Source organism: Biformimicrobium ophioploci (assembly GCF_030270605.1).
In the GTDB taxonomy this organism is placed as follows: domain Bacteria; phylum Pseudomonadota; class Gammaproteobacteria; order Pseudomonadales; family Cellvibrionaceae; genus Biformimicrobium; species Biformimicrobium ophioploci.
The window spans coordinates 285,247-312,238 of the sequence record NZ_BSYJ01000004.1; the positions used below are offsets into that span (position 1 = coordinate 285,247).

At 60.2% G+C, this 26,992-nt stretch carries 21 protein-coding genes; 14 read left to right on the plus strand and 7 right to left on the minus strand.

Translation table 11 applies throughout. The features are described from left to right. Positions 1–95: 95 nt before the first annotated feature. Positions 96–1,736 (minus strand): sensor histidine kinase, encoded by a 1,641-nt coding sequence (locus QSJ80_RS11100; RefSeq protein ID WP_285764521.1) that lies wholly within the window; start codon positions 1,734–1,736, stop codon positions 96–98. Then, positions 1,733–2,431, minus strand: a complete 699-nt coding sequence (locus QSJ80_RS11105; protein ID WP_285764522.1) for a response regulator transcription factor — start codon at positions 2,429–2,431, stop codon at positions 1,733–1,735. The genes QSJ80_RS11100 and QSJ80_RS11105 overlap by 4 nt, the downstream gene beginning before the upstream one ends. A 258-nt stretch (positions 2,432–2,689) precedes the next feature. On the opposite strand from QSJ80_RS11105, the gene QSJ80_RS11110 reads away from it, so the two are divergent. From QSJ80_RS11110 to QSJ80_RS11120, 3 genes are read left to right on the plus strand one after another with little or no spacing between them, the layout of a single operon-like run. After that, on the plus strand, positions 2,690–3,673 hold the full coding sequence (locus QSJ80_RS11110; RefSeq protein ID WP_285764523.1) for an N-acetylmuramoyl-L-alanine amidase: 984 nt from the start codon (positions 2,690–2,692) through the stop codon (positions 3,671–3,673). A gap of 47 nt (positions 3,674–3,720) precedes the next feature. After that, positions 3,721–5,481, plus strand: a complete 1,761-nt coding sequence (locus QSJ80_RS11115) for a hypothetical protein (RefSeq protein ID WP_285764524.1) — start codon at positions 3,721–3,723, stop codon at positions 5,479–5,481. Beyond that, on the plus strand, positions 5,478–6,260 hold the full coding sequence (locus QSJ80_RS11120) for a hypothetical protein (RefSeq protein ID WP_285764525.1): 783 nt from the start codon (positions 5,478–5,480) through the stop codon (positions 6,258–6,260). The genes QSJ80_RS11115 and QSJ80_RS11120 overlap by 4 nt, the downstream gene beginning before the upstream one ends. A 96-nt stretch (positions 6,261–6,356) precedes the next feature. On the opposite strand, the gene murQ is transcribed toward QSJ80_RS11120, so the two are convergent. The 3 genes from murQ to QSJ80_RS11135 are packed head-to-tail and all read right to left on the minus strand — an operon-like array spanning position 6,357 to position 9,795. Next, complete coding sequence (gene murQ / locus QSJ80_RS11125) at positions 6,357–7,283, minus strand: N-acetylmuramic acid 6-phosphate etherase (protein WP_285764526.1); 927 nt, start codon at positions 7,281–7,283, stop codon at positions 6,357–6,359. Between the two features lie 23 nt (positions 7,284–7,306). Next, the gene (locus QSJ80_RS11130) at positions 7,307–8,197 is read right to left on the minus strand and encodes a glucosamine kinase nucleotide-binding domain-containing protein (RefSeq protein WP_285764527.1); all 891 of its coding nucleotides are present in this window, start codon (positions 8,195–8,197) and stop codon (positions 7,307–7,309) included. After that, positions 8,194–9,795 carry a sodium:solute symporter gene (locus QSJ80_RS11135; protein ID WP_285764528.1) on the minus strand — a complete coding sequence of 534 codons (1,602 nt, stop codon included), beginning with the start codon at positions 9,793–9,795 and terminating at the stop codon, positions 8,194–8,196. Before QSJ80_RS11135 ends, QSJ80_RS11130 begins: the two co-directional genes overlap by 4 nt. A 262-nt stretch (positions 9,796–10,057) precedes the next feature. Between QSJ80_RS11135 and QSJ80_RS11140 the strand changes: the two genes are divergently transcribed. The 11 genes from QSJ80_RS11140 (at position 10,058) to QSJ80_RS11190 (ending at position 24,748) form a co-directional block, all read left to right on the plus strand. After that, on the plus strand, positions 10,058–11,959 hold the full coding sequence (locus tag QSJ80_RS11140) for a glycoside hydrolase family 3 protein (protein WP_285764529.1): 1,902 nt from the start codon (positions 10,058–10,060) through the stop codon (positions 11,957–11,959). Positions 11,960–11,961: 2 nt separating this feature from the next. Then, positions 11,962–13,875 (plus strand): aminotransferase class I/II-fold pyridoxal phosphate-dependent enzyme, encoded by a 1,914-nt coding sequence (locus QSJ80_RS11145; protein ID WP_285764530.1) that lies wholly within the window; start codon positions 11,962–11,964, stop codon positions 13,873–13,875. Continuing rightward, positions 13,872–15,035 (plus strand): exo-beta-N-acetylmuramidase NamZ family protein, encoded by a 1,164-nt coding sequence (locus tag QSJ80_RS11150; RefSeq protein WP_285764531.1) that lies wholly within the window; start codon positions 13,872–13,874, stop codon positions 15,033–15,035. Before QSJ80_RS11145 ends, QSJ80_RS11150 begins: the two co-directional genes overlap by 4 nt. 26 nt (positions 15,036–15,061) lie before the next feature. Continuing rightward, positions 15,062–16,252 carry an acyltransferase family protein gene (locus QSJ80_RS11155; protein ID WP_285764532.1) on the plus strand — a complete coding sequence of 397 codons (1,191 nt, stop codon included), beginning with the start codon at positions 15,062–15,064 and terminating at the stop codon, positions 16,250–16,252. Positions 16,253–16,304: 52 nt separating this feature from the next. Beyond that, positions 16,305–17,768 carry an FAD-linked oxidase C-terminal domain-containing protein gene (locus QSJ80_RS11160; protein ID WP_285764533.1) on the plus strand — a complete coding sequence of 488 codons (1,464 nt, stop codon included), beginning with the start codon at positions 16,305–16,307 and terminating at the stop codon, positions 17,766–17,768. Beyond that, positions 17,765–18,832 (plus strand): glycolate oxidase subunit GlcE, encoded by a 1,068-nt coding sequence (glcE, locus tag QSJ80_RS11165; RefSeq protein WP_285764534.1) that lies wholly within the window; start codon positions 17,765–17,767, stop codon positions 18,830–18,832. The genes QSJ80_RS11160 and glcE overlap by 4 nt, the downstream gene beginning before the upstream one ends. Positions 18,833–18,835: 3 nt before the next feature. Next, positions 18,836–20,068, plus strand: a complete 1,233-nt coding sequence (glcF, locus tag QSJ80_RS11170; RefSeq protein WP_285764535.1) for a glycolate oxidase subunit GlcF — start codon at positions 18,836–18,838, stop codon at positions 20,066–20,068. 74 nt (positions 20,069–20,142) lie between these two features. Continuing rightward, positions 20,143–21,543 (plus strand): sugar porter family MFS transporter, encoded by a 1,401-nt coding sequence (locus tag QSJ80_RS11175; RefSeq protein WP_434219179.1) that lies wholly within the window; start codon positions 20,143–20,145, stop codon positions 21,541–21,543. Positions 21,544–21,636: 93 nt separating this feature from the next. After that, a complete protein-coding gene (locus QSJ80_RS11180; RefSeq protein WP_285764536.1) occupies positions 21,637–23,181 on the plus strand; it encodes an FGGY-family carbohydrate kinase in 1,545 nt (514 codons plus the stop codon). 106 nt (positions 23,182–23,287) lie between these two features. Then, complete coding sequence (locus tag QSJ80_RS11185; protein ID WP_285764537.1) at positions 23,288–24,073, plus strand: 3-hydroxybutyrate dehydrogenase; 786 nt, start codon at positions 23,288–23,290, stop codon at positions 24,071–24,073. A gap of 3 nt (positions 24,074–24,076) precedes the next feature. After that, positions 24,077–24,748, plus strand: coding sequence for a response regulator (locus QSJ80_RS11190; RefSeq protein WP_285764538.1), 672 nt, complete (start codon positions 24,077–24,079; stop codon positions 24,746–24,748). 102 nt (positions 24,749–24,850) lie between these two features. Here the strand turns inward: QSJ80_RS11190 and QSJ80_RS11195 are convergent, their stop codons facing one another. Then, positions 24,851–25,792 carry an alpha/beta hydrolase gene (locus tag QSJ80_RS11195; protein WP_285764539.1) on the minus strand — a complete coding sequence of 314 codons (942 nt, stop codon included), beginning with the start codon at positions 25,790–25,792 and terminating at the stop codon, positions 24,851–24,853. Continuing rightward, entirely contained in the window at positions 25,779–26,984 is a 1,206-nt protein-coding gene (locus QSJ80_RS11200) for an MFS transporter (RefSeq protein ID WP_285764540.1), read from the minus strand. Before QSJ80_RS11200 ends, QSJ80_RS11195 begins: the two co-directional genes overlap by 14 nt. Between the last annotated feature and the right edge of the window lie 8 nt (positions 26,985–26,992).

Sequence of the window (26,992 nt, forward strand, 5' to 3'; positions counted from 1 at the left end):
AAAAGGATTCATGGGGTCAGAGCCAACGGCTCTGACCCCTTTTCGTTTGGATGGCGGGGTCAGAGTTATCACTCTGACTCCATCTGGTCCCGAAGTTAAGGGGTCAGAGCTTCCGCTCTGACCCCATTACACTGCTCTGATCCCTGCGCCTCGACTATGCTCGCCTTGGCTGCCCGGGCAAATATCAATCTGAAAGTTGCGCCGCCAGTACTTTCCAGCAACTCGATATTACCGCCGTGGTTCTTGAGGAGGGTTGCTACGATCGGCAGGCCGAGGCCTGTGCCGCCGCGCGATTCGCCGGTGGTGTAGAAGGGTTTGAAGATTTTCTCGCGGTTTTCTGCCGCGATGCCATCGCCGTTGTCCGAGAAAATCATCTCAACCTGTTTATTGAGTATATGGACACTGATTTCCAGTTTGTCGCCGCCGTACAGCATGGCGTTGTGGAACAGATTGATGATCACGCTGTCCAGCAGTTCTTCCGGCATGTCCACCAGCGCGCCCTTGCGGCTGAAGTAGGCGTGGATGCCCTCGAAGTTGGGTTCGTAGCGCTTGGTCGCGCGCTGGATGGCCGCTGCCAGGTCGGAGCTGGCCGCCGGGCTCTTTACTACATCCGCGCGAGTGAGCATCAGCAGCTGATTGATGAGCTGGTTCATGCGCGTGACGTCTTCGGATATGTTGTGCAGGAACTGTTGGCGCTGTTCAACAGACAGCTCGCCTTCATGGTCCTGCAGAATCGAAACGGCTCCGCTGATCGAGGTGATCGGGGTCTTGAACTCGTGCGAAATGCTGGAGGCAAAGCTCTTGATCTGTCCGGCGCGGCGGGCGAGGGTGTTCGCCAGCTCGCTCATGGTATTCGAGAGGATCTCGAAATCTTTGGTGATCGGGTGCTTGAGTGGTTGCAGGCCTTTCTGGTTACCGCGAATCACGTTTTCCGCCTGCCTTACCAGTGCGCGAATCGGTAGGGAGAGCGACAGAGATGCGAGCATGGCGAGCCCGATGACCAGCGAGAAAATACCGCCGACCACAAATAGCAGGTTGTTTTTTTCGTAGAGGTCTTTGACGGCAGTTTTTGGTGTACGAATGCTATACACGACGCCCACCACCCGATCCTCCCGGATGATCGGGTAGGCCACGTGTACGCGGAAGCGGTTGGAGCGGCTAATCGATGCGAGATCCGGCTTCTCCTCCATATGGTCACGTGAGCGCAGGGCCCGGCCGGTCTGGCCTCGCAGGGCTTCGCTGACTTCCTCCCGGCCGGACAAGTCAGAGCCGACATCAAAACCGGTGCTGGACACCACGATGCCCTGGTAATCCAGTACGCGCAGCCCCGCCAGGGTTTTCATCTGGATGCCGCGCAGAAAGGGGCTGAACTGTTGTCCGGCGGAAAATGCGATGGGGTCTGCGCGCACATTACTGCGCTGGGGTTCAGAGGGGGGCAGAATCGGGGTGTCGGACAGGGAAAGGTTGGCCTCTTCCGGCAACCAGATACCCGGGTTACTGGCCAGGAAAGAGGGCTCAAAGCGCTCGGAAGGGGTGCCGTAATCTGTGCCGATGCCCTGCTCGTTCAGGGCATCGCGGAACGCCGCACCGATGGCTGCAGACTGTGCCAGCAGCTCCCTCTCTGTCTGTCTTACCAGGCCGCTGTCGTAGGTCTTTAGGAAGTAAAAGGCAACGAAGGGCGCGCTCAGCGCGGTCAGGTTCAGCAGCACCAGTAATGTGCTGAGCCTGAGCCTCATACCAGCGCGCTGCAGTCGTTAAGTTTGTAGCCGACACCGTGCACCGTCTCGATTGGCTGGCCGCCGGCTTCCTTCAGTTTGGCCCGCGCGCGTCGCATATGGCTGTCAATGGTGCGGTCGCTGACAACTGTCTGGCGCTGGTATGCGCCCGCGGCCAGGACGTCACGGCTGAAGACATGGCCGGGGCGCTCCATCAGGACCCGCACCATGGAAAATTCGGTTGCGGTGAAGTCCAGCGGCTTGCCGTTCCAGTGGGCGCAGTGCGCACTGGTATCCATGGACAGGTAACCATGTACCAGCTTGCTGTTGGCTTCCTTGCTGGCCAGCTCGCCGCCACTGCGGCGGAACAGGGCCTTGACCCGCGCGATCAGTTCACGGTTGCTGAAGGGTTTGCACACGTAGTCATCGCCGCCGAGCTCCAGCGCCAGCACCCGGTCCAGCTCCTCGTCACGGGCGGACAGGAAGATGATGGGTACATTGCTTTTCTGACGAATCAGTCGGCAGACCTCGGTGCCGTCGATATCCGGCATGCCGATATCGAGGATCACCATGTCGGGCTTGTGCAGCTCGAACTGCTCCAGTGCCCGTTTGCCGTCGGCGGCATCCAGTGGCTGGAAATTGGACTGTGAAAGTGCGAAGCACACGACTTCGCGGATATTACTTGCGTCGTCTACGACCAGGACTTTCTTCTTCATGAGTGTGCTTATTGCATTATTGTTTAGGGCCTATTTAAGCCCATTTAAGAAAAAATTGCGATACGTCAAATTGCGGAATAATTGCACATTTTTATGGGTTTGCTGCTGAAACTTGAAGGCCTAGATGCGGAGCTGTGCGGTATTGTAGGTATCGGAAGCGGCGCAGGGGCCAAAAGCCTGCTTTGTCGTTTCCACGTTGGGTTTGAGTGTCAGGCACTGTCTCCTTCCCCGGGGGCAGTGCCTTTTTAAGATCTGGATATGAAAAAAATTTTCAAGTTGGCCGCTGCTGTGGCAACAATTTCCGTGCTTGCGGGTTGTACCAATACCTCGATCGAGCAGCTGCCTTCCAATAACCACAATGGCCGTGTTGGCTTTTTGGTGATTCACCATACCGCCATTGATTACCAGCATTCGGTCCGCGCACTGACGGCGCCCCACGCGGTCAGCGCGCACTACCTGATTCCCGAGCGGTTTGACGATACCTGGGACGAAGAGGAGCTGCGGGTACAGCAGCTTGTGGATGAATCGCGCCGTGCCTGGCATGCCGGCAGCAGTCACTGGCAGGGTGTGGACAACCTGAACAGCCAGTCCATCGGTATCGAGCTGGTCCAGCAGGTACGCTGCAGGGCGGAGCCGCCGGCGAAAACCGATATTGCGGAACCTGATGAGCCCGAATCCATGGCTCAGGATCCCGCAGCTTACGCCAGAAAGGCCAGGGCATCGCAACTTTGCCGGTACCCCGATTATGACCGTAAGCAGATTGACCTGCTGGTTGAGCTGGTGAAGGACATCCTTGCCAGACACCCGGATATTGGCCCGACCCAGGTTGTCGGCCATGCGGATATCACGCCGATGCGTCGCACCGACCCGGGCCCCCGCTTTCCGTGGGAAGCGCTGGCGAAAGAGGGCATCGGTGCCTGGTATGACAACGACAAGGTTGAGTCCTACTGGGAGCAGCTGCGTGAAGTGCCGGTATCCGTCGGTGTGGTACAGGAGGCACTTGCAGCCTACGGCTATGGGCTGGAGTTGACAGGCGAAATAGATCCGCAGACCTACGCCACCCTGCGCTCCTTCCAGATGCACTTTCGGCCCTGGGACGTGAGCGGTGAGCCGGATCGCAAAAGCCTGGCGACCTTGCTGGCGCTTCTGGAAAAGTACCGTCCACACAAGTTGCAGCCGCTGCTAGATGCGCTGCATGAGAATTTTCCCGAAGAAGACCAGGGCCTGGCCAACACGCAATAGCGATCGGGGCCGGCCCAAAAATCTCCCTGTATACCTGGAGGCAAGATATGAAAATAATGAACCACCTCCGTTTCCTTTCCAGCGCGCTGTTGCTGGTCGGTGCCGCCGCCCAGGCGGCACCGTGGGATACGCCCGACTACTATCTCTGTGGAAACCCGGTGGAGGGTGAGTGGAATTATGGCCGCGTGCCGAAAGGCTGCGACATAGACCCCTGGGGTGATCCGCAGTTCGCCTACGAAAATTTCGGTCCACTGGTCTTCAATGACAGCCTGGACAGAATCAGTGAACGCGCACGCTATATCGACGAAATGCACTCGGTCATCCGCGAGTCCGCGCTCTACTACCTCAGCCAGCGCAAAACACCGGCGGAAGGCGAGGCCGAAGCCTGGGTACATGCCATGCTGGCAGTGGCGCAGCAGGAGACCTTCTGGAGTCATTACCGCGAGGCCGCGGAAGACGCGCGCCTGAAAATGATCCGCGGGGACAGCGGCCACGGTCACGGCATGATGCAGGTCGATGATCGCTGGCATTTCGATGCGCTGGAAAACGGTGCCGGCTGGCAGATTTTTGCCAACCTTTCATACGCAATGGACATTTACTTCACTGCCTGGGAAGACGCAGCGTCGGAAACCTGTGTCAATGATGGCAACTGGCGGGAAAGGGCCCGTTCGGCCTATTCCATGTATAACGGCGGCCCCAGCAAGGGCTGCCGCTGGACGGATCCCAGCGATACCTGGTATCGCAACGATGAAGCCTACATTGAAAAGTATGATAACCAGAGCTGGCTCGACCTGATGTCGAACCCGGATCATGTAACTGCACTGGATATCGTCTGTTTCGTGGAGGCTTCGGAGGGGTGCTCCGGGGTGCAGGCCATTGACCCGGATGACCTCGCGAACTGGAATGGACGCGTTGTGCGGCTGGAGTCCGGCGAGTCGTGCATTTATGACGGCAGTGCACTGGATTGCGTGGAAAAGATGGAGGACTTTATCTGCCTGTCTTTGCAGCATGATGTGGTGGCCATCAGCACGGTTTACCCGAGCGCATCGGTCTCGGATGCTATTAGCCGCTCGGTGCAGGATCGCCACCAGTGCTGGAATGCGGCGCTCGATGGCCTGCAGCAGGTTGGTCAGTCGATCCGCAGTGTACAGGGTATCAATCTGCGGGAAACGCCCGGGGGTACCGACACCAACGTGGATACCACCGTCGATGGCGTCTATCAGGTGCTGGATATGGTGGTGCGGGACCAGGCCGAACTCTACCGTTATTATCGTGTGCGTGTCGGCGATGTCGAGGGCTATATCTATGGTGGCACTGCGGCCAGTGCCGGTGAATGGGCGATCGCGGCAGACCATGCCAGCCTGGAGACTGTGATTGTGCCGCAGGTGGGTGACACCCTGACAGTGTTACGCGCAGACGGTATCAAGATCGAAGATATGCCGGGTGGGAATGAAATCGGCCAGGTGGACGCCGCCAGTGAGCACCTGGTGGATGAAGTGCTCGTGCAGGGCGTGGACAACCATGTCTATTATAAAATCAGTGCCGCGGGCATCATCGGCTATATCTATGGCGGTCAATTACTGGGAGAGAACACCCAGGCTGCCTGGGCGGAGTACAAACCGAAAGCCTCTTCGACTGGCGGCTCCGGAAGCAGTGGCTCGGGAAATAGTGGATCTGGTAGTGGCAGCTCCACAACCGAGCAGCCCAAGAAGTCGGGCGGTGGTGGCGGTACAATCGCCTGGTTGCTGTTGATGCTGGCGGCCGCCAGCGCCCGTCGTCTGCAAGTGCTTCGGAGTGGTGAGAAATGAAGCGTTCGATGGTGGCGCTGGTCGCGCTCGCATCTCTGGTGGGCACCGCAGTCTGGCTTAGTGATTCAGGCAGTATCGAGAGCACGTCAGAACGTAAGCTGGGTGCAGCGCCGTCAGTACCAGACGCCTCAGTCAGGGAGCGGCAGGGCCCTGAAGCCGCTGTCACAGAGGCATCAGCGCTTGCCTCGGTCGACGAAGAAATGGCGGTGCAGCAGCAGAAAGCCGTTTTCGAAATTCGGGCATTGTTATCCTGTCACGAGACTGACAGCTGCCCCCGCGATGACAGTGATCCGCGCGCGAGTTTTTTCCTTCTCGGGGAAATGCTGGTGCAGAAGGTGCGGGATTTCGAAAGCGCGTTTGCGGGTACGCCGGGATTTGACGCGCAGGTGGCAGGCCTGATCGATACATTGCTGGCGCACGAAAACGGCCATGTACAGGCCGAAGCGGTAAACCTGATGTCACGCCAGCCGCCCAGTACACAGAGTGCCAGGGCGCTATTGTCCGCGCTGCAGGGTACCCCGGATGGCAAGCTGCTGGTGAAGTCGCTGCCGGAACTGGCGCGTTACCCGGAGCTGGAATCCGAAACTCGCGCCCTGTTCGAGCACACACTGCGCCTCGGCTCTTTTTCCGCTTCGCGTGCACTGGCGCAGAATCTCGGCCCTTACCTGAATGAAGGCAATGTGGGCTTTTACTCTGGGCTCGCCAGCGAGCTGCCAGGACAGGCGGCCAAGACCCGTTTTCTCAAGGCAACCCTCGAAGCCTACGGGCGAAGCCAGTAGGAGGCCGATAATAGGAAGCCGACGTTAAGAGGAAACCAAAAAGGGGTGCCGATCGGCACCCCTTACTTATTGATTCCGCATCCTTATGACGGGGCACTATGAGCCGGCACGGGACTGCACTGCACGGCGCAGGAAACCCTGCTCCTTGTTCAGCAGTTGCTCGGCTTCTTCAGCCGGCAGGTTGGTCAGGATCATCATGATGGCGAGCTTGGAACTCTCACCGGCATCCACCAGTGCCCGGTCGGCGACCTCCAGCGAGCAACCGGTCGCTTCAATGACAATCCGGCGCGCGCGCGCGCGCAATTTTTCGTTACTCGCGTTCAGGTCAACCATCAGGTTGTGATAGCTCTTGCCCAGCAGGATCATGCTGGCAGTGGTAAGCATGTTCAGTACCAGCTTCTGTGCGGTACCGGACTTCATCCGGGTGGACCCGGTGAGCGCCTCTGGTCCTACCACGGGGGTCAGTTCATGCTTGGCAATTTTGGTGATTTCAGAGCCCGGATTGCAGGTCAGTGAGACCGTTTCGCATCCGAGTTCGTTGGCATAATGCAGTGCGCCCACCACGTAAGGTGTGCGTCCGCTGGCGCTGATGCCAACGAGTACATCCCGCGCGTTGAGGCCGATTTTCTTCAGGTCTGCAACGCCCTGGTCCGGATCGTCCTCTGCGCCCTCCACTGCGTGGAACATGGCAGATTCCCCGCCTGCCATGACCGGCACCACCATGGAGTCCGGCACACTGTAGGTGGGCCGGCACTCAACGGCATCCAGTACCCCGAGACGCCCACTGGTGCCCGCGCCGATGTAGATCAGCCGACCATCCTGGCGGAAAGCGTCCACGACTTTTTCCACAACGGTTGCGATGCTTGGCAGGATTTTTCCTACCGCAGCGGGAACCTTGTGGTCCTCGGCGTTGATGCGCTTGAGGATTTCCTCGGCGGGCAACAGGTCGATGTCCATGGTTTCCGGGTTTCGGCTCTCGGAAACCAGTCCGGACAGGGACTCGATCAGTTTTTTGTGGCTCATAAAATTTTCCTGAACTGAACTATTTATACAGTCGCCATCTTGCCGGTAGTAAGCCGGCGCGCGAGCAGGCAGCAGCCATCCAGTGCGCTGCCTTTGGGTGAACACAGGATGGCCTGCGTTTCATCGGACAAATATGGCACCAGAAATGGTGATAGCCCGCCGAGCAGGGCAACCGGCAGGTCGCTGTTTCCGCGGGCAATGGCAATCTTGCGTTCAACCGCCTGGGCCGCCTGGTCCATGATTTTCTTGGCGCTGCCGCTGTGCGCGGAATGCTCCACCACCAGTGGCGCAAACGACGCAAACTTGGTTGGTGTGGCATTGCGCAGCCACTGCAGTATGTCGCTGCGGTCCGAGCCGATCTGCGCCACCAGTGCGCGTGCCATGGTGCCGAGTTTAGTCGTGTCGCCCTCACAGCGATCAAATTCCCACAGCGCTGCACGAATGGCATCCCGGCCCATTACAGCGCCGCCGCCTTCGTCCGCGATAAAAAAACCCCAGCCGCCATATTGTGCGCTGCTCCCGTCGGGGTTGAGGCGCATGGCGACGGAGCCTGTGCCCAGTGCGACCATGACGATGGGTTCTCCGCCGCCGGCGCCCCAGGTGGATGTGACAGCGTCGCTGGTCAGCAGGAATTGGCGGAACTGGCCTTCGAACGCTTGCCTGAAGCGCGCGGCCTCCGGTTTGTTACTGATTCCGGCGAGGCCGCACACCAGCGTTGTTTGCGCTCTCTCAAAGCCGCTGCTGTGCAGCAGCCCGTCTACAAGCCCCTGTACCACGGCGATGGCGCCGCTGCAGTCATTGTTGACGTGCGCGGGACCGCCGTGCAGCGATCGGCATTCCCCGGTTTCCAGGTTGACGAGACGGGCATCGGTTTTGGTGCCGCCGCCATCAATGCCGATGATGCACTGGCTCATGCTGTGGCACCGCAGGCTTCGTTAGTGTCTTCGACTTTGCACGAAGAGCCCGCGAAACAGACACCGAACGCGATCAGGGTGCCGATGCAAAGCTGGAACGGGAAGGCGATATCCACTTCTGCCAGCGAAGGAAAGATCCCGCTGAGGCTGCTCAGGGTGTACGGCTGCATAGCGAAGGTGGCGACGAAGCCCGCGATCAGGGCCAGCGGCACGCTGGTGGCATTGCCGCGCTTGGTGAAAAGTGCCGTGAAGTAGACGCCGAGCAGGCCGGAGTATGAGAACACCATGACGCTAAGCGCGAAGGCGAGTAGCGGCATATCGGAAAATTTCTGCCAGAAATAACACAGGATCGCCATGCCGCCGAGGAGTAGGGCAAAAAGCAGCATGCCCGCGCGTCCTGCATTGACATAGTGGTGTTCGGGCAGCTTATCACCACGACTCTCCCGCAGCGGCCGATAGAAATCCTGAATCAGCACGGAGGACATGGAATTGAGGCCGGAATTCAGGGTGGACAGTGCGGCTGCGATTACGCCGGCGGTCACCAGGCCGCGCAGGCCGGCCGGCATTTCATTGAGTACGTAGTACATAAAGATGGTGATCTTTTCACCGGAAAACGACTGAACGACTTCGCCGCCGCTGGCGCCGCTCATCAGGTCCGGGCGCTGGTAGAACACGTAAAGTAGTGAGCCGATCAGCATGAATAGCAGCATCACCGGAATTACCATCAGGATGGACCCGATGGCGCTCTTGGCCGCGGCGCTGCTGTCCTTGCAGCTCAGTAGTCGCTGGGTCATGTCCTGGTCAAGGCCGTAGGCCGCGATATTCAGCAGGACAAAGCCTGTGAATACTGCCAACAAGTTGAACGGATGGGCTGAGCCCAGCGAAAGCGTTGTGTCGAACAGGGCCAGTTTCGATCCCTCGCCCGGTGCCGGGTTTTCCAGCACAGCGACGATTTCAGAAAAGTCCGCCGGGATGGAGTAGAGCAGGTAGCCGGCCACCGCGATACCCGCGGCAATATAGACGATGCACTGGATCAGGTCGGACCAGATGACCGCGCGCACACCGCCGACAAAAGTGTAACCGAGGCCCACTGCGCACAGCACCGCGATACCGCCGATGACGCTTCCGGGTTCGATATTGCCGAACAGGATCATGGAAACGGCAATGGCGGCCATGTACAGGCGCGCACCGCTGGCGAATACCCGGCCGAACAGATAGGCAAAGCCGGCCTGCTGTTTGGCCTTCTCGCCGAAGCGGTGCTCCAGCAACTCATAGCTGGTTGCCAGGTTGCGCTGGTAAAACATGGGGATGAGCTTGTAGGCAACGAACAGCGCGGCAATGATTGCGCCTATATTGGTAGATATATAGGCGAGGTTGCCGCGGTAGCCCATATCGGGGCCGCCGAGGAAGGTTGCAGCTGACTGGGTCGTCGCGAGTACCGATACGGCCACCACCCAGGTGGGCATAGCGTTGCCTGCGAGAAAGTAGTCGCGGGTATTCCCTGAGGGGCGGCGGCTGAGCTGCCAGGCAAACACGGAAATCAGGGCGAAGTAACCGCCAAAGATCCACCAGTCGAGGGGGGCGAATTGTAGTTGCATCTTCTCGGGGCCTTTTTATGTTTTTGAATGCACAGGCATGCATCGCCCGGAGGGCGTAGGTACGTTTACTTTACCGTCATTAGGGAAAGTGGATCACGGGAAAAACGCCAGAATAAATTTGCAGAAAGTGTGCAGCGCCAACGTCTTTTGTGCATCCCTGCGGACAATGGGCAAAAGTGCGCTACGCAGCCGGCAAAACTATGGGTAATAATGCCTGCCAGATGTGCCATGGCCGGATTTCGCGGCTGACGATGGAGTGGAAATGGTTTTTGCAAAACGACTGGTTTGCGCCGCCCTTGCCCTGTACCTTTCGGGCTGCGGTATCGGGGAAAAAACTGGCGACCCGGTCCTGAGACAGGCGATCGCCCAGAAATTTATTGTCGACTTCCGCTATTACTGCCCGGAACTGCCGGCAGGGGAAAAGTGTGAGGAGCCGGTCACCGAATTGCAGCCGGAGCTGGCGGACCTGATCGCCGAGTATGGCGCCGGCGGCGTCGTGCTGTTTGCCGACAACCTGGTGGATATCGAGCAGATTGTGCGCCTCAATCATGACCTGCAGGCGGCTGCGCGTCGCTCTCCCGGACAGGTGCCGTTGTTGCTGAGCATTGACCAGGAAGGCGGGCGTGTTGTGCGGTTGCCCCGCGCGCTGGCCACTTCCTTTACCGGCAATATGGCGATCGGCGCGACCTACGAAAACAGTGGTACCCGCTGGGCCAGCAAGAGCGCGGCGATCATCGGCGCGGAGTTGAAGACACTCGGCTTCAATGTGAATTTCGCGCCGACCATGGACGTGAACAGCAATCTCGACAACCCAGTGATCAATACCCGCTCCTTCGGTGAGGATCCGCGGGTGGTTGGTGATCTTGGTGTCGCTGCCGTACGCGCATACCACGCTGCAGGCATTGCTACAGCGGTGAAGCACTTCCCCGGCCACGGCGATACCAGCGTTGACAGCCATACCGGCCTGCCGCTGGTGGAACGCAGCCGTGAAGAGGCTGATGCGCTGGATCTGGCACCTTTCCGGCAGGTATTTGCCGAGGCGCCCCCGGCGCTGGTGATGACTGCACATATCCAGTATCCCGCGCTGGGTAACGATATGCTCAAGGGGCGCGATGGCGAGAAAATGCTCGCGCCCGCGACCCTGTCCCGTACCATTCTCACCGACCTGCTGCGCGAAGAGCTCGGTTACGATGGTGTTGTGGTCAGTGATGCGCTGGATATGGTCGGTATTTCCGGTTACTTCGATGTCGAGGATGCGGTGATCAAATCCTTTGATGCGGGTGCCGACATCGCGCTTATGCCGATCAAGATCCGTAGCCGTGCCGACCTGCAGAAGTGGTCGAAGCTGATTGATCGCGTGGAGATTGCCCTCAACCGCGGTGAATTGAATGAAGAGGAGTTCTGGGCTTCGGTGCAGCGGGTCAAGCGCCTCAAGCAAAGCTTTGTCGACCAGCACTGGAATGTGATGGATGTTGAGACCAAACTCGCCGCTGCAAAGGAAAAGCTTGGCAACCGCGATCATCGCGCTGCCGAGTTTGCGCTCGCACGTGAATCCCTGACACAGGTAATGGCGGTAGAACAGTTGCCTCTGAGCCCGGAAGATGCACGCCATATCCACCTGCTGTTGCCGGAAACCAGCATGGCCGGAGTATTCGAAGCAGAAATTGAGCGTTTGCAGCAGGCTGGCGAAATTTCAGGTGTGCGTATCACTGTCTCTTCGCCGGATGAGCACGACCCTGCGCAGCTCGACGGGGCGCTACTGGAAGCCAGCACCGTAATTGCGGTCACCCTGTATCCGTTTGATGGCTGGCGCGAGATTGGCGGGCCCGAACCCACTGCCGCGCGCATGGTCAACGCGGAGGGCTATCTGGAGCGCCTCGAAAGCCTGCTCGCCGCCTCGCGCGCCGCTGGGAACAAGAACATCCTGGTGAACATGCGCACCCCGCTGGAAAACGGCGCATTCACTGGTGTGGTAGACGCGATGATCGATACCTACGATTACAAGGCATTTGAAGGTAAAGATGGCGCCCTGACCGGGCCGGTCTACCGAGCCTTGCTGCGTTCTTTGCTGCTCGATGGCCAGCTGCAGGGACGTTCCCCGGTGGGCCTTCGGGAGCCCTCGGCAGTCGCGGTTTCCGGAGCCGGACAGGGCGACGGAGCCTGAAAATGGCGCCCTGCGCAGTAGCCATTGTCGGTCCGTCACCGGAACGGATACTGCGCTGGCGTGATGGTCTGGACCGTTGCGCGAAAGAGGCGGGCGAATCTGCACTGGATTTCCTGGCGCACCCGATCGATGCGCTTTCTCACGTGCTCGCGTTGCCGGCGCTCAAGTCGCTGGTGATCGATACGCGCGATTGTTCCTTTGAACTGGTCATGGATGCGCTGCGCTCGGCACAGGTACGCAGCGCGGACCTGGATATCTTCCTCATGGGGCCCGCTGCCCCGGATGCGCCGCGCCAGCAGTTACTGAATGGCTGGCTCGACAGTGACCTGCAGACCATTCCGCAGGCCTATACGCGGCTCAAGTCCGCCCTCGATGAGCGCGCAGAAACCCCCTTTGCCGATGCGTTGCGCCAATATGTCGCACAGGTGCCAAAATCCTGGCATACGCCGGGCCACGCTGGCGGAAACAGTCTCAGGAACAGCCGCTGGGGGCGCGATTTCTACGAAGCCATGGGGGCGCACAGTTTTGAAAGCGACCTGTCGGTGTCGGTGCGTTGCCTGGATTCCCTGCTGGAGCCTACCGCCGTTATCCAGCGGGCGCAGGCCCTGGCAGCGCGGGCGTTCGGCAGCCGAGAGACCTACTTTGTCACCAACGGCACCTCCACCGCCAACAAGGTGGTGATCCAGCACGTGATGACCGGTGGCGGCAAGATGCTGGTGGATCGCAACTGCCACAAGTCTGTTCACCATGCGGCGATCCTGTGCGGTGCAACACCGGTGTACCTGCAGCCTGCGGTCAATGAAAAATACGGAATTTACGGGCCAGTACCGCGTAAGGTATTGCTCGCCGCGATTGCACAGAACCCGGACGCGCGCCTGTTGGTGCTCACCTCATGCACTTATGACGGGCTGCGTTACGACCTGCCGCAGATAGTGGCCGCCGCGCATGCCCGCGGTATCCGGGTGCTGATCGACGAAGCCTGGTATGCCCATGGCCGCTTCCATCCCGAGCTACGCCCGACAGCCCTGGATGCCGGTGCCGACTTTGTGACGCAGAGTACCCACAAGACTCTGTCCGCTTATTCACAGGCGAGTATGGTGCATATCGGCAGCGACAACCTCGACCGGGCCCGTTTTCGCAACGACATCAATATGTACGCCTCCACCAGTCCGCAGTACGGCATCATTGCCAGCCTGGATGTCGCACGCATGCAGATGGAAATGGAAGGTTACGGGTTACTGGACCGCGCCATTTCCCTTGCCAACGGCATCCGTGCGCGCCTGGATGGCAACGGCCCGGTGCGCGCACTGGGGCTGGATGAACTGCTGCCGGCGGAGATCCGCGACGATGGCATACGCCTTGACCCAACCAAGATCACCATCGACCTTTCCGCGCTGCCTGTTAGTGGCACCGAGTTTGAGCGACGGCTGTTCGAGTCGCACAATATCCAGGTGGAAAAGAGCACCGGCAATGCGGTGACGGCACTGGCCACCATCGCTATTGATGAGGAGCGTGCGGACGCTTTCTGTACCGCAGTCGAATCCCTCGCGAACTCGCTTTATAACGGCAAGCCGGCGGCCACCGGCTGTGCGCGCCTGCCACAATTGAGTGAGCAGGTAATGACGCCACGCGAAGCCTACTTCGGTGTGCGGGAACGCGCACCATTGACGCTCGATGATGGCACCCCGAATACCGGGCTGATCGGGCGCATCGCTGCGGATGAGGTGGTGCCCTATCCGCCGGGTATCCCTGTACTTGTGCCCGGCCAGCGTATCAGCGAGGAAATCCTGCATTTCATCTGCGGAGCGATCGAGGAGAGCGGCCTGGAAATGCACGGTATCAGCCGGGAAAACGGCGCGCGGGTTTCTGTGGTTGCGGATACCGGTGAAAAATTTGTTTCGAGAGATAAAAAATGAAAAAAATAATTGCTTCTGTCGCTATCGCCGTACTGGCGAGCGCCTGCGCCGAACCGCAGGTTGCGGACAAGGCCGTGGCCACCGGCGCGGAACAGCCTGACCAGTACCTGCCACAGCTGGCAGGTAAGCGCCTGGGGCTGGTAGTCAACCAGACATCGGTGGTAAAGGACCGGCATCTGGTGGATTTCCTGGTAGCACAGGGCCAGGACGTGCGCATCGTATTTGCACCGGAGCACGGCTACCACGGTAACCACGATGCCGGTGCCCGGGTGGACGATGAGAAAATCCGCGATATCGAGATAGCCTCGCTGTACGGCAAGCGCAAGAAACCGTCGCCGGAACAGATGGCGCGCATCGACCAGCTCGTATTCGATATGCAGGATGTCGGGGTGCGTTTCTACACCTACATCAGCACCCTGCACTATGTGATGGAGGCGTGCGCAGAGACTGATACGCCGCTGATGGTGCTGGACCGGCCGAACCCGAACGGCGACTATTTCGATGGTCCCATTCTGGATCCGGAGTTCCGCTCCTTCGTTGGTATGCACAAAATTCCGCTGGTGCACGGCCTGACGGTGGCGGAGCTGGCCCGGATGATCAATGGCGAAGGCTGGCTGGGAGAGGGCAAGACGTGTGAACTGAGTGTGGTGAAGGTGGCCAACTATCGCGCCGGCGATCGCTACGAGCTGCCGGTATTGCCGTCGCCGAACCTGCCCAACTACCAGTCCGTGCGCTTGTATCCGTCCCTTGCCCTGTTTGAAGCCACCCCGATCAGTATCGGCCGCGGCACCGATTTCCCGTTCCAGGTGATCGGTTACCCGGGTGAGGCCAATGGCGCCTTCAGCTTTACCCCGGAGCCGAAGCCGGGTGCAGCCATGAACCCGAAACTCAATGGTGAGCAGAGCTTCGGGGTCGACCTGCGCGGCATACCCGCACCGAAGTTCTCCCTGAGCTACATCCTGGATTGGCGTGACAAGATGGCGGTACACCAGGTTGAGCTGTTTGAGCGCCCGGGCTTTTTTGACAAGCTTGCTGGAACCGACCAGCTTCGCGAGCAGATACTCGCTGGTAAGAGCGAAGCCGAGATTCGCGAGAGCTGGCGCGAAGGACTGGAAAACTATGCAAAAATGCGGGATAAGTACCGTCTTTACCAACAATAACAACTGCTAACCGGACGGTGGCCCCAGTGCTCCAGACAATTACCCGTTACCTTGATTCCATCACCCGTTCGCTGCCGGCCGGTCGCCTGCAGTCTGTCGATGCGTTCCGCGGCATGGCGGTGATGGGCATGATCCTTGTGAACAATCCCGGCAGCTGGAGTTATGTCTATCCGCCACTGCTGCATGCGGAATGGCATGGCTGGACGGTAACGGACCTGATTTTCCCGTTTTTCCTGTTTATCGTTGGTGTCTCATTGAACCTCTCCCTCGGTGGCCTGCAGGGGCGCGCGCTGCCGGAGGGAATTTACCGCAAAATTGGCGTTCGCGCGCTCAAGCTGTATGGCCTGGGACTGTTCCTGGTGCTGTTCTATTACAATTTTGCCGATCCCAATTTCAACTGGTTTGAAGACAAGCTGGGCAGGGTCCGGATCATGGGCGTGCTGCAGCGTATCGGGCTGGTGTTTTTCCTCGGTGCGTTGCTGGTGCTGCACCTGCGGCGCACACAGCTGGCGGTGACTGCAGTGGGCCTGATGGCGGTTTACTGGGCCTGTATGATGCTGGTGCCCTACACCGATGATGCGGGCAATACCTATGTCGGGCTGCTGGAGAAGGGCAACAGTTTTGCCGCCTGGATGGACCATGTGGTGCTCGGCGCGGACCACAATTACTACCGCTCCACCGAGCCCTTCACCTTTGACCCGGAAGGCCTGTTCTCCACCCTGCCTGCCCTAGCGAGCTGCCTGCTAGGCGCCATCGCCGGGAGCTTCCTGCAGAATACAACCACTGCCGGTATGCGCAACCTCGCCATTGGCGGTGCGGTGCTTGCGATTGTGGGCCAGCTGTCGGCCCACTGGATCCCGATCAACAAGGCACTCTGGACCCCGAGCTTCGTATTGCTGACTGCGGGTCTGGCCGCCATGGCCCTGGCCGCCTGCGTCTGGCTGATCGACCTGCGCGGCTATCGTCGCTGGAGTGCGTTGTTCGTGGTATGCGGCGTAAACGCGATCGCCATTTATATGTTTTCCGGGGTCATGGCGCGCATACTGATGATGGCGCGGGTTGGCGAAACCAGTGCCAAGGGATGGTTCTTCGAGTCCGTCTACGCACCGGCATTCGGCCAGTATTTTGGCTCGCTGCTGTTCGCCCTCTCTTTCCTCGTGATCGGCTACCTTTTGATGGACTGGATGTTCCGCCGCCGCATTTTCTGGAAAGTGTGAGTAGGGAGCGCGGCCAGCCAGGCTCTGGAAAACAGGTAGAAAGCGAGCAGCGATGATTGAGCAGACGGCGCCGATTGCGGAATCCACTTACCGGGAATTACTGTCCGGATTGCAAGCGATACTGGCTGATGAAGAGCTGGTGATCGAGCCGGAACGACTGCGTGTGTTCGAGTGTGATGCCCTCACTGCGTATCGCCGGATGCCGAAGGTCGCAGCCCTGCCGCGCACTGAGGGGCAGGTACAGCGGATCCTAAAGTTGTGTGACCGCCTGCAGGTGCCGGTGGTGACCCGCGGCGCGGGTACCGGGCTTTCCGGCGGCGCACTGCCACATTCCGCCGGCCTGCTGTTGGTGATGAGTCGCTTTGACCGCATCCTGGAAATCGACCCGGTGCGAATGCTGGCGCGGGTGCAGCCGGGTGTGCGCAACGCAGCCGTGAGTGAAGCCGCCGCATCGCACAGGCTGTTCTATGCCCCGGACCCTTCCTCGCAGATCGCCTGCAGCATCGGTGGCAATATTGCCGAAAATGCCGGTGGTATTCACTGCCTCAAGTACGGCCTGACCCATAACAATGTTGCTTCCATACGTGCCCTGACTGTGGAAGGTGAGGTACTCACGCTCGGTACCGAGGCACTGGAAAATGCAGGCCCGGAATACCGTTCCATGTTGATTGGTTCAGAGGGAATGCTCGCGGCAGTGACAGAGATCACCCTGCGCCTGCTGCCGCTGCCGGTAGAAACCCGCACCCTGCTCGCCGGTTTTGACAGTGTCGCTGATGCCAGTGCGGCGGTGAAGGGTATCATCGCCGCAGGCATGGTGCCGGCCGCACTGGAAATGCTGGATGCGACCACGGTCGCGGCGGTTTCGGAATATTGTAATTGCGGTTACCCGCCGACCGCTGCTGCAGTCCTGCTGGCAGACGTCGACGGTGCGCCGGCAGTGGCCACCGCAGACGCGGAGCAGCTGACCGGTATTTTCAGGGATTGTGGCGCAACTTCGGTATCGGTCGCCACCGATGCGAGTGAGCGCGCGCGGCTGTGGCTAGGGCGCAAGAGCGCGTTCCCGGCGCTCGGTCGTATCACCCCGGATTATTACTGTATCGATGGCAGTATCCCGCGTGGCGAAATTGGCGCGGTACTGGCTGATATCGAAAAACTCTCGAAAGACGCCGGCATTCTGGTGGCCAATGTTTTCCATGCCGGCGACGGTAACCTGCACCCGATTATTTTGTTCGACGCAGGCAAGGCGGGGGAGATTGATCGCGTCGAAGCGTTGGCTGGTCGTATCCTGGAGCGCTGTATTGCCGCCGGGGGCTCCATTACAGGCGAACACGGTGTTGGCGTAGAAAAAATCGACCAGATGGCGACCCAGTTCACCGATGCGGAAATCGCGCAGTTCCTGGCGGTCAAGGCCGCACTGGACCCGAACGGTATCCTCAACCCGGGTAAGGGTGTGCCCAGCCTGCGCCGTTGCCAGGAGTATCGCGCACTCAAGAAGCATTCTGAGGGGGCGGCATGATCGAGCTGTCTGCGGTTGAGCAACAACTGGTTGCGCAGGTACAGGAAGCGCATCAGGGCGGCCAGCGCCTGACCGTTGGCGGCGGTGGCACGCGCGCATTTTTGGGTGCGGCGCCGCAGGCGACGCGGATGGATACCCGTGCCAACAGCGGCATCATCGCGCTGCGTGAAAGTGAGCGCACGCTTACGGTGCGGGCCGCGACTTCCCTGATTGAAATTGAGTCGGTGCTGGAACAGGCGGGTCTGCAGATTGCCTGTGGCCTGCCTGCACTGCAGCCGGAGTCCACGGTGGGCGGTGCGGTAAGCGCCGGCATGGCTGGCCCGGGGCGCGTGTCCGGTGGTGATATCAAGGACCAGCTGCTGGGTGCGGTTCTGGTCAACGGTCGCGGCGAGCCACTGCGCTTCGGCGGCGATGTGATGAAAAATGTTGCGGGCTATGACCTGGCCCGCTTGCCGGTGGGCGCCTTTGGTGACCTCGGCCTGCTGCTGCAGCTGACACTCAAGCTGCAGCCCCGCACCCGGGCAGAGACAAGCCTGCACACCGGAATGGGCTGGGAGCAGGGCCAGGAACTGATCCGCAGCCTGCAACTGGAGAATTATCCGTTGCTGGCGAGTGCCTACGAAGACGGAAACTGGATATTGCGCCTTGGCTGCGAACGGGCACAGCTGCCACAGCCGCTTCAGGGGGCAGGCGAGCAGCCCGCGCAATACTGGCGCGACCTGCGTGATCAGCGCACGGCATTCCATAATGGTCCGGGTAACCTGTGGCGTATTGTACTGCCGCAGGGAGCCCCGCTGCTGGCGCATGGTGAGGAGCCGCTCGTCGCCGAGTGGCACGGGGCCCTGCAGTGGCTCCGCAGTGACAGGCCCGCCTCCGAGATCTTTGCCGCGGCCGCCGCCGCCGGTGGCCATGCGCGTCTTTTCCGGAGCGAGCTGGCAGGGCTTTGCTCGCGCCCGGATGCCGGTACACAGACACTGCATCGCAAGATAAAGACGGCCCTCGATCCCCACGGTGTTTTTGTCGCCGGTCCGGGCAACCTGTTTGCGGAAGGCGGGGAGGCTTGAGCCATGTATACCAACTTTGACCCGAAGGGCGACGAGCGTGCATCCGCGGCCAAACGCGCAATCGAATCCTGCGTGCACTGTGGCTTCTGCCTGGCCACCTGCCCAACCTATCGGGCGACTGGCAATGAGCTGGATAGCCCCCGCGGCCGTATCTACCTGATGAAAGCGGCGCTGGAAGGGGAGCAGCCGAGCGAGCTTACCCTGCAGCACCTTGATCGCTGCCTCTCCTGTCGCGCCTGTGAAACGACCTGTCCTTCCGGCGTGCATTACCACAATTTACTGGATCTGGGCCGGGAGCAGGTTGCCGCGGAGGTCGGGCGCCCGGCACCGGAGCGCATCAAGCGCAATATCCTGCGGCGCTTTTTGCTGAGTCCGCGCCTGTTTGCCGCGGCACTGGGCTTCGGTCGCTTCCTGCGGCCACTATTACCGGGCTTTCTGGCGCGGCTGGTGCCGGCATCAAGAGAAACCATTGCAGTTGCCGGGCCACAGTCCGTCCATGCAAGGGCAGTATTGCTGGAAGGCTGTGTGCAGCCGGCACTGGAGCCGCAGATCAACCGCGCCGCACGTTCAGTGCTGGCGAAAGTCGGTGTCGATGCAGTATGTGCCAGGGGCGAGCAGTGTTGCGGTGCCATGAGCGCCCATATGGAGCAGCGCGAGGAAGCGCGGGCGCTGGCACGGCGCAATATCGACACCTGGCTGCCGCTGCTGGATGCAGGTGCTGAAGCGCTGGTCAGCACGGCCAGTGGCTGTGGTGCGTTTGTCAAAGAATATAGTCATCTGCTTGCCGACGATCCCGAATACGCGCAGAAAGCGCAGCGGGTTGCCGGCGCCTGCAAGGATATTGCCGAATATCTCGGCGGCAAAGACGTTGAAGCCCTGCAGGTGGACAGCGCCGTCGCTACCGCCTTCCAGTGCCCGTGCAGCCTGCAGCACGCGCAGGGGCAGGGTGCGGCAACTGAACAGTTATTGCAGCGCCTCGGTTTCGCCCTGGTGCCGGTCGCGGACGCCCATCAGTGCTGCGGCTCTGCCGGGACCTACTCCATCCTGCAGCCAGGGTTATCGCGCGAAGTGCGGGATGCCAAGCTCGATAAACTTCAGGCGCCTGGCCCGGAGCGTATTGCATCGGCCAATATCGGCTGTATCTCGCAATTGCAGCCGCATACACAAAAGCCCGTGCGTCACTGGATCGAGTATGTGGCGATGGACCTTGGCGCCCAGGCGCGTCGCGACTCCTAGCGTGCAGGTTTCCCGCGCCCCCGGGTGGGCACGGGCAACTAGACTAACGGGATCATCGGCAAGGACGCGGGCCTGTGCGCCCGGCACCCCAATCCCCCATGGGCTTTATCATCCTGATCAGCTGCGTGGCCACAATTGGCGGCTTCCTGTTCGGTTTCGACAGTGGTGTCATCAATGGCACGGTCGATGGCCTGCGCAGTGCATTCCAGTCGGACTCCATCGGTACCGGCTTCAACGTCGCATCCATGCTGTTAGGTTGTGCAGCGGGGGCATTTTTTGCCGGTCATCTGGCGGATCTCTGGGGCCGTCGCAGTCTCCTGATGATAGCGGCAGCCCTGTTTGTCATCAGTGCCTGGGGCTCGGGCATCTCCACGTCGTCACTGGAGTTTGTGCACTATCGGATTCTCGGTGGCCTGGCGGTCGGTGCCGCAAGTGTCATGTCACCGGCATATATCAGTGAGGTCGCTCCGGCGGAGTATCGTGGTCGTCTTACCACCATCCAGCAGGTCGCCATTATTTCCGGACTTTTTGTCGCCTTTATTAGTAACTACTTCATTGCGGGCATGGCAGGTTCTTCTGTCTCTGAACTTTGGCTGGGCTACGAAGCCTGGCGCTGGATGTTCTGGATGGAAATGATTCCGGCCACCATATTCCTGGTGACTCTGTTTATGATTCCGGAAAGTCCCCGATTTCTCGTGCTTGCTGGCAAGGAGGCCAAGGCAGCTCAGGTACTGGAACGCTTGTATGGCGTCGAAGCTGAACAGAAGTTTGCTGAAATCAAGGCGTCAGTCGGGCATATGTTCAGTCACCCGAAGCTGGCGGATATGTTCAATAGCCACGGTAGGGTACGCAGGATCATTCTTGTCGGTATTGGTCTTGCGGTATTCCAGCAACTGGTCGGTATCAATGTGGTGTTTTATTACGGCGCCGTGTTGTGGCAGTCGGTCGGTTTTTCAGAGTCGGATGCGTTGCTGATCAATGTACTATCCGGTGGCCTCAGCATTGCGGCGTGCCTGTTGACGATCGGGCTGGTGGATCGCATTGGCCGCAAGCCACTCTTGTGGGCCGGTTCAGTGGCGATGACCGCGATGCTGGCCATTATGGCTTTTGCGTTCTCGACTGCAAATGTAGACGCGCAAGGCGGCATGACGCTCAGTGACAACATGGGTACTCTTGCTTTGGTTGCGGCCAACGCCTATGTATTTGCCTTCAATGCCACCTGGGGGCCGGTGATGTGGGTCATGCTGGGGGAGATGTTCCCCAACCGGATTCGCGGTACCGGACTTGCTGTGGCTGGCCTGTTCCAGTGGGGCGCCAACTTCCTGATCACCCTGACTTTCCCGATGTTACTCGGCGGTATCGGCCTAGCTGGTGCCTATGGCATCTATGCACTGTTTGCATTGTTGTCGATATTTTTTGTCATGAAGCATGTACGTGAGACCCGCGGCCTGGAGCTGGAGCAGATGCAGGGTTGAGGGCAGGACGCGCTCGGCGCTAACCGGGAAAGCGTTTAAACTGCACTTTCGAGCCGGGGCGTGTGTTGCGCCAGGCAGCAAGTGGCCGGGAATATGCCCCAACAGAAATATTTGCTAGCCATCGACAATGGCACCCAGAGCGTGCGCGCAATGGTTTTTGACTGCAATGGCAACCTCGTTGCACGCAGTCAGGTCGCTATAGAGCCTTACTTTTCCCGCGAACCGGGGTGGGCCGAGCAGGCACCTGGCTATTTCTGGGAAAAACTCTGTAAGGCGTGCCAGCTGTTGTGGCCAAAGCTCGACTTCCCCCGCGAGCAGATCGAAGCCGTTACGCTAACCGCCCAGCGTGCAACCGGGATCTACCTCGACAGTGCCTGCAAGCCGCTGCGCCCGGCGATTGTGTGGATGGACCAGCGCAAGCTGGAAAAACTCCCGTCCATGGGTTTCTGGGGGACCCTGATTGGCATGGTCGGTCAGAGTGGCATGCTGCAGTTTTTCCGGCGCCGCGCGGACAGCCTCTGGGTGCAGCAACATGAGCCGGACATCTGGCGCAAGACACACAGGTACCTGTTGCTCTCCGGGTACCACACCTACCGGTTAACCGGCGCGTTTCGTGATGCAGTTTCCTGCCAGGTGGGGTACCTGCCGTTTAACTACCGGCGCCAGCGCTGGGGAGGCTCGCGCGACTGGAAATGGGCCGCGTTACCGCTCCGGCGCGAGCAGTTGCCGGAGTTGGTAGCCGCCGGGGATACCCTTGGCAGTATCACTGCGGGCGCCAGCGGGGAAACCGGTATTCCGGCTGGTTTGCCGCTCATCGCTGCCGGAGCCGATAAGGCCTGTGAGGTACTGGGCGCGGGAGGGCTGCACAGCAGCATCGGAAACCTCAGCTTTGGCACCACCGCTACGTTCAACCAGAACAATACCCGTTACGTATCCTCGCAGTTGGGGGTGCCCGCGTTTCCCGCGGCGGTACCCGGGCATTTCAATACGGAAGTGATGGTACAGCGCGGGTTCTGGATGGTGAGCTGGTTCCTGCAGGAATTCGGTGCGGCGGAAATTGCGCAGGCAAAAGAACAGGGGCTCGCCCCTGAAGCCCTGCTGGATCGCCTGCTGGACCAGGTGCCTGCCGGAGCGGATGGCCTGCTCCTGCTACCGGACTGGCAACCCGGCATCCGCAGTCGCGACGCGCGCGGGGCGATTGTGGGCTTCACCGAGGCCCATACCCGTGCACATATGTATCGTGCACTGGTTGAAGGCATTATGTTTGCGTTGCGACATGGCTGCGAGCAGGTAGTCCGACGCAGCGGGCAGCCGGTCTCCCTGTTGCGCGCGTCCGGTGGCGGTGCGGTTTCCGAGCGGGTGCTGCAGATCTGTGCGGACGTATTCAACCTGCCGGTAGAGCGGGTGCATACCACCGAGGCATCCGGCCTGGGCGCGGCCATCAATGCCGCGGTCGGTGCAGGCCTGCATGCCGACTATCCAAGTGCCGTCCGGGCCATGGTCCGGGTGCGTGACCGGTTCGAGCCGAATCCGGAAAACGCGGCGTTGTACGATGCAATCTACCACCGCGCGTTCCGTCGGCTCGGCTCCGGGCTCAAGCCAGTCAACCGGGCGCTGGGCGCGCTTTTCAAACGCTGACCGCCCGGGCAGCTATCTGGGCCGGGTTCATACTTAGGTCATACAGACCCCCCAACGGGCCACTGCTAACCTCCAAAAAAATGATAAGAATGCCTGGAGTTCAGCAGTGGCAAATAAATCTGAGATTGTCCTCATTACCGGTTCCACCAGTGGCATTGGTCTGGCTGTTGCGCGCCATATGGCTGAGGCGGGGCACACCATTATGCTGCACGGCCTGCTGGAACCGGCCGAGGGTGAGAAGATGGCCTCGGCGCTGGCGGCAGAATTTGATGTGCGCTGCGGGTTCAGCAATGCCGATATCTCTACCGCGGAGGGCGCGCGCCAGCTGGTGAGCGATACCCGTGAGTCGGTGGGCAATCCCAGCGTGCTGGTCAACAACGCCGGCATCCAGTTTACGGCATCGCTGCACGAGTTTCCGGCCGAGCGCTGGGATGCGGTGATGGCGGTCAACCTGTCTGCGCCTTTTCACCTGATGGCGGAATGCATCCCCGCGATGCGCGATGCCAACTGGGGCCGCATTATCAATATTTCCTCCGTACACGGTCTGGTGGCATCTGCGCAGAAGGCGGCCTATTGTGCGGCCAAGCACGGGCTGGTGGGCCTTACCAAGGTGGCGGCGCTGGAAAATGCCGATGCCGGCATCACCGTAAACGCCATCTGCCCGGGTTGGGTGGATACCCCGTTGATAGAACCGCAGATCAAGGCACTCGCCGAGCGCGAGAATATTGCCATTGACGACGCCAAGGCCCGTCTGATCGGTGCAAAACAGCCGATGCCGGTAGCGACCAACCCGGCGGCCATCGGTGCCATGATCGGCTTCCTGACCAGCGAGGCAGCAAAAACCATCAGCGGTGCTTCCCTGCCTGTGGACGGGGCCTGGACTGCGCAGTAAGCTTTGAACATCATTGCGCAATTCAACGGTAACGCCATGGCCTCCGCGGACGCCACCCTGAAGTTTCTTATTGCCGACGATCACCCGCTGTACCGCGCCGCACTGGCCACCACATTGGGCGTCGAGTTTGCCCAGGCAGATATCCTCGAGTCCGAGGATCTGGGTTCCTCCATCACCACTCTGGCCGAGCGTGGCAATGTGGATCTGCTGTTGCTCGACCTGAATATGCCCGGGGCGGACGGATTCAATGGCCTTGCCAGTATCCGCAAGCAGTTCCCGGCCGTGCCGGTTGTAGTGATTTCCGGTAGCGACCAGTCCAAAGTTGTACGCCAGGCTGCCCAGTTCGGTGCATCCGGCTTCCTGTCCAAGACCGCCAAGCCTGCAGAAATCTGCCAGTGCATCGATTCGGTGCTGGCGGGCGACGAGTGGTTCAGCGAAGAGGCGCTGGCGGAAGAGCCCGAGAGCAACCTGCCGGAATTGATGGAGCAGCTCACCCCGCAGCAGCTGCGGATCTTCCAGATGGTGGCCAGCGGCATGCTCAACAAGCAGATTGCCTACGAGCTGGAAATCACTGAGCCTACCGTCAAAAGCCACGTCACTTCCATCCTGCGCAAGACTGGCCTTCGCCACCGCAAGGAACTGATCAAGGAAGCGCAGTCACTCGCGATCGATTGATCGTCAGCTCCTACCTGAAAGCCTTTACCGCTTTACAGTCCCCGGAATGCAGAACGGCGCCCGCAGGCGCCGTTCACGGTAATGTTTTGCTGGAGAGCTGTGTCAGATGAACTGGCGCACATACTCGGCAGTGCGGCTGTATAGCTGTTCACAAGCTTCCGGCACCATGGATTCCAGGTTCAGGAAGGCATGGATCATGTCATCGAAGTGGCAGTGCTGCGCCGCGACACCGGCCTCTTTGAGTTTTTCAACATAAGCGACACCTTCATCGCGCAGCACGCAGTATTCCGCGGTAAACACCAGCGCAGGCGCCAGCGACCCGCTGACTTCACGGTGCAGCGGGGAGGACGCCTTGCGATCCTCGCCCTTCTGGAAGTAGTTATCGAAATACCAGTGCACCTTGTCGGTTTCCAGCAGCAGGCCTTTGCCATTTTCCTGGACCGACTTGCCACCGAGGGTGTAGTCGAGGCTTGGGTAAACGAGTACCTGTGCCAGTACCGGGGAGTTGGCGTGGTGCTGCAGGATCTGCGCAGCCATGGCGCTGATGGCGCCGCCGCCGGAGTCGCCCATCAGAATCGCCTTGCCGTTGTGGCCGATGCCGCGCAGGTCCAGCGCTTCTGCGAAGTGCTTGGCAACACCGACGAGATCCTCAAGTCCTGCCGGGTGTGGGTGCTCCGGGGACAGGCGGTACTCGACGGACAGCACCGTCATATTGCAGGCTTTGGCGATCCGGCGTGCAATCCCGTCGTAAACGGTGACGCTGCCGGCCATATGGCCGCCGCCATGGGAGAAAATGATGGCGGGGCCAGTGTAATCCGCGTCCGGGATGTAGGCGCGTACCGGTACCGGGCGATGCCGGGTCGGAATACAAAATTCTTTTACCTGCGCAAGTTCAGGGCCTGCTTCTACGAAGGCCTTGGTCAGGTTGGCGAGGCCGTCGCGCACACTGATCGGGGTTGGTTCGATGCCGCTGGCCTTCACCGCCGCTGCGGCTTCGTGGACCGCTGGCAGCCAGCTGGCGAGGGCGGGATTAAGCTGTGGCATTTTCCATTTCTCCATCTTCGTTCTTGGTCACAACCTTGCCGGTTTCCGGCAGCGCGAAAGAAAACACAAACAGTGAGGCGGAGCAGATCACCGCAAAGTATGCGGCCATGGCCGGCTGGCCGGTGCTGTCCGCGAGCAGGCCCGCGCCATACATGAGGCCGGTCTCGATCAGGTAGGAGACGGACCAGAACATGGCAAAGATCACGGTGATGCGGGCGGGGGTCATGCCGGGCAGTTCCTGCGGCAGGGTCACCAGTGCGGTCATCGGCAGGAACATGAAGAAGCCGGCCAGTGCCGCTGCGGAATAGGCCAGTACCGGCTCGCGCACCAGCACCATGGCAGCGGCGAACAGGGTCAGTGCCAGACCGGAGTAACGCAGTACCGGGATGCGCCGTGCGAGCTTCTTGGTGGCGATGATGCCGGCTACGGTGCCGAACATGCCCGCCGCGATCATCACCGCAGACAGGTGCGTGCTTTTCACGGCGAAGCCGTCAATCAGCGGGAACAGCGCGAAGATGGCGATGTAGCAAAACAGCACGCCGCAGTACGCCAGCGGCAGCCACCAGTTGACCGGATCCTTGAGGCCGTCCTTGTAACCGTAGTGTTCGGTTTCCTTGTTGTCGGCATTGCGTGACAGCGGAATATTTTCAGAAGCCAACCACCAGAGTACCAGCAGCGCGGCGGTCGCGATGCCGTAGGTGAGCATCAGGTTCTGCCAGCTACCCAGCACTGTCAGCAACACGCCTGTGCTGGTCAGTGCCAGCAGGTTGCCGGTATTGAACGCGGCCGCGTTGATACCGTTGATGGTGGGGCGCTCCTCCGGGGAGAAGTAGTGCAGCACCAGCGGGCTGAAGTAAACGATTACCAGCGCGCCGCCGAGGCCCAGTAACAGGCGGGAGATCACCCAGGTATCGTAGCTGCCTGCAAAGGCGCCAACGCCACCGGCGGCAATCAGGATCAGTGCGATGGAAAACGCAATGCGGGTGCCGAGCTTCATCAGGATGGCTGCAGCAGCCAGGTTGCCGATGATCTTGGCGATGGTGATGGCATTGCTACCCCAGGTTGCGTTCGCGAGGCCCGCCTCACCAAATTCTGCCTGGATCTCTGGGGTGACGATGGCGCCTGAAACCCACGATGCTGCGAACAGCGCGTAGGAGACAAACATCAGGATTTCGATTAGATACTTTTTCATCTTGCCTA

Bases quoted from the DNA above. Each gene is read 5' to 3' on its own strand.
- QSJ80_RS11145 (WP_285764530.1), top strand. From the start codon at position 11,962: ATGGCGCCCTGCGCAGTAGCCATTGTCGGTCCGTCACCGGAACGGATA.
- glcE (WP_285764534.1), top strand. From the start codon at position 17,765: ATGATCGAGCTGTCTGCGGTTGAGCAACAACTGGTTGCGCAGGTACAG.
- QSJ80_RS11135 (WP_285764528.1), bottom strand. From the start codon at position 9,795: ATGCAACTACAATTCGCCCCCCTCGACTGGTGGATCTTTGGCGGTTAC.
- QSJ80_RS11140 (WP_285764529.1), top strand. From the start codon at position 10,058: ATGGTTTTTGCAAAACGACTGGTTTGCGCCGCCCTTGCCCTGTACCTT.
- QSJ80_RS11120 (WP_285764525.1), top strand. From the start codon at position 5,478: ATGAAGCGTTCGATGGTGGCGCTGGTCGCGCTCGCATCTCTGGTGGGC.
- QSJ80_RS11115 (WP_285764524.1), top strand. From the start codon at position 3,721: ATGAAAATAATGAACCACCTCCGTTTCCTTTCCAGCGCGCTGTTGCTG.
- QSJ80_RS11200 (WP_285764540.1), bottom strand. From the start codon at position 26,984: ATGAAAAAGTATCTAATCGAAATCCTGATGTTTGTCTCCTACGCGCTG.
- QSJ80_RS11160 (WP_285764533.1), top strand. From the start codon at position 16,305: ATGATTGAGCAGACGGCGCCGATTGCGGAATCCACTTACCGGGAATTA.
- QSJ80_RS11150 (WP_285764531.1), top strand. From the start codon at position 13,872: ATGAAAAAAATAATTGCTTCTGTCGCTATCGCCGTACTGGCGAGCGCC.
- QSJ80_RS11100 (WP_285764521.1), bottom strand. From the start codon at position 1,736: ATGAGGCTCAGGCTCAGCACATTACTGGTGCTGCTGAACCTGACCGCG.
- glcF (WP_285764535.1), top strand. From the start codon at position 18,836: ATGTATACCAACTTTGACCCGAAGGGCGACGAGCGTGCATCCGCGGCC.
- murQ (WP_285764526.1), bottom strand. From the start codon at position 7,283: ATGAGCCACAAAAAACTGATCGAGTCCCTGTCCGGACTGGTTTCCGAG.
- QSJ80_RS11195 (WP_285764539.1), bottom strand. From the start codon at position 25,792: ATGCCACAGCTTAATCCCGCCCTCGCCAGCTGGCTGCCAGCGGTCCAC.
- QSJ80_RS11110 (WP_285764523.1), top strand. From the start codon at position 2,690: ATGAAAAAAATTTTCAAGTTGGCCGCTGCTGTGGCAACAATTTCCGTG.
- QSJ80_RS11130 (WP_285764527.1), bottom strand. From the start codon at position 8,197: ATGAGCCAGTGCATCATCGGCATTGATGGCGGCGGCACCAAAACCGAT.
- QSJ80_RS11105 (WP_285764522.1), bottom strand. From the start codon at position 2,431: ATGAAGAAGAAAGTCCTGGTCGTAGACGACGCAAGTAATATCCGCGAA.
- QSJ80_RS11180 (WP_285764536.1), top strand. From the start codon at position 21,637: ATGCCCCAACAGAAATATTTGCTAGCCATCGACAATGGCACCCAGAGC.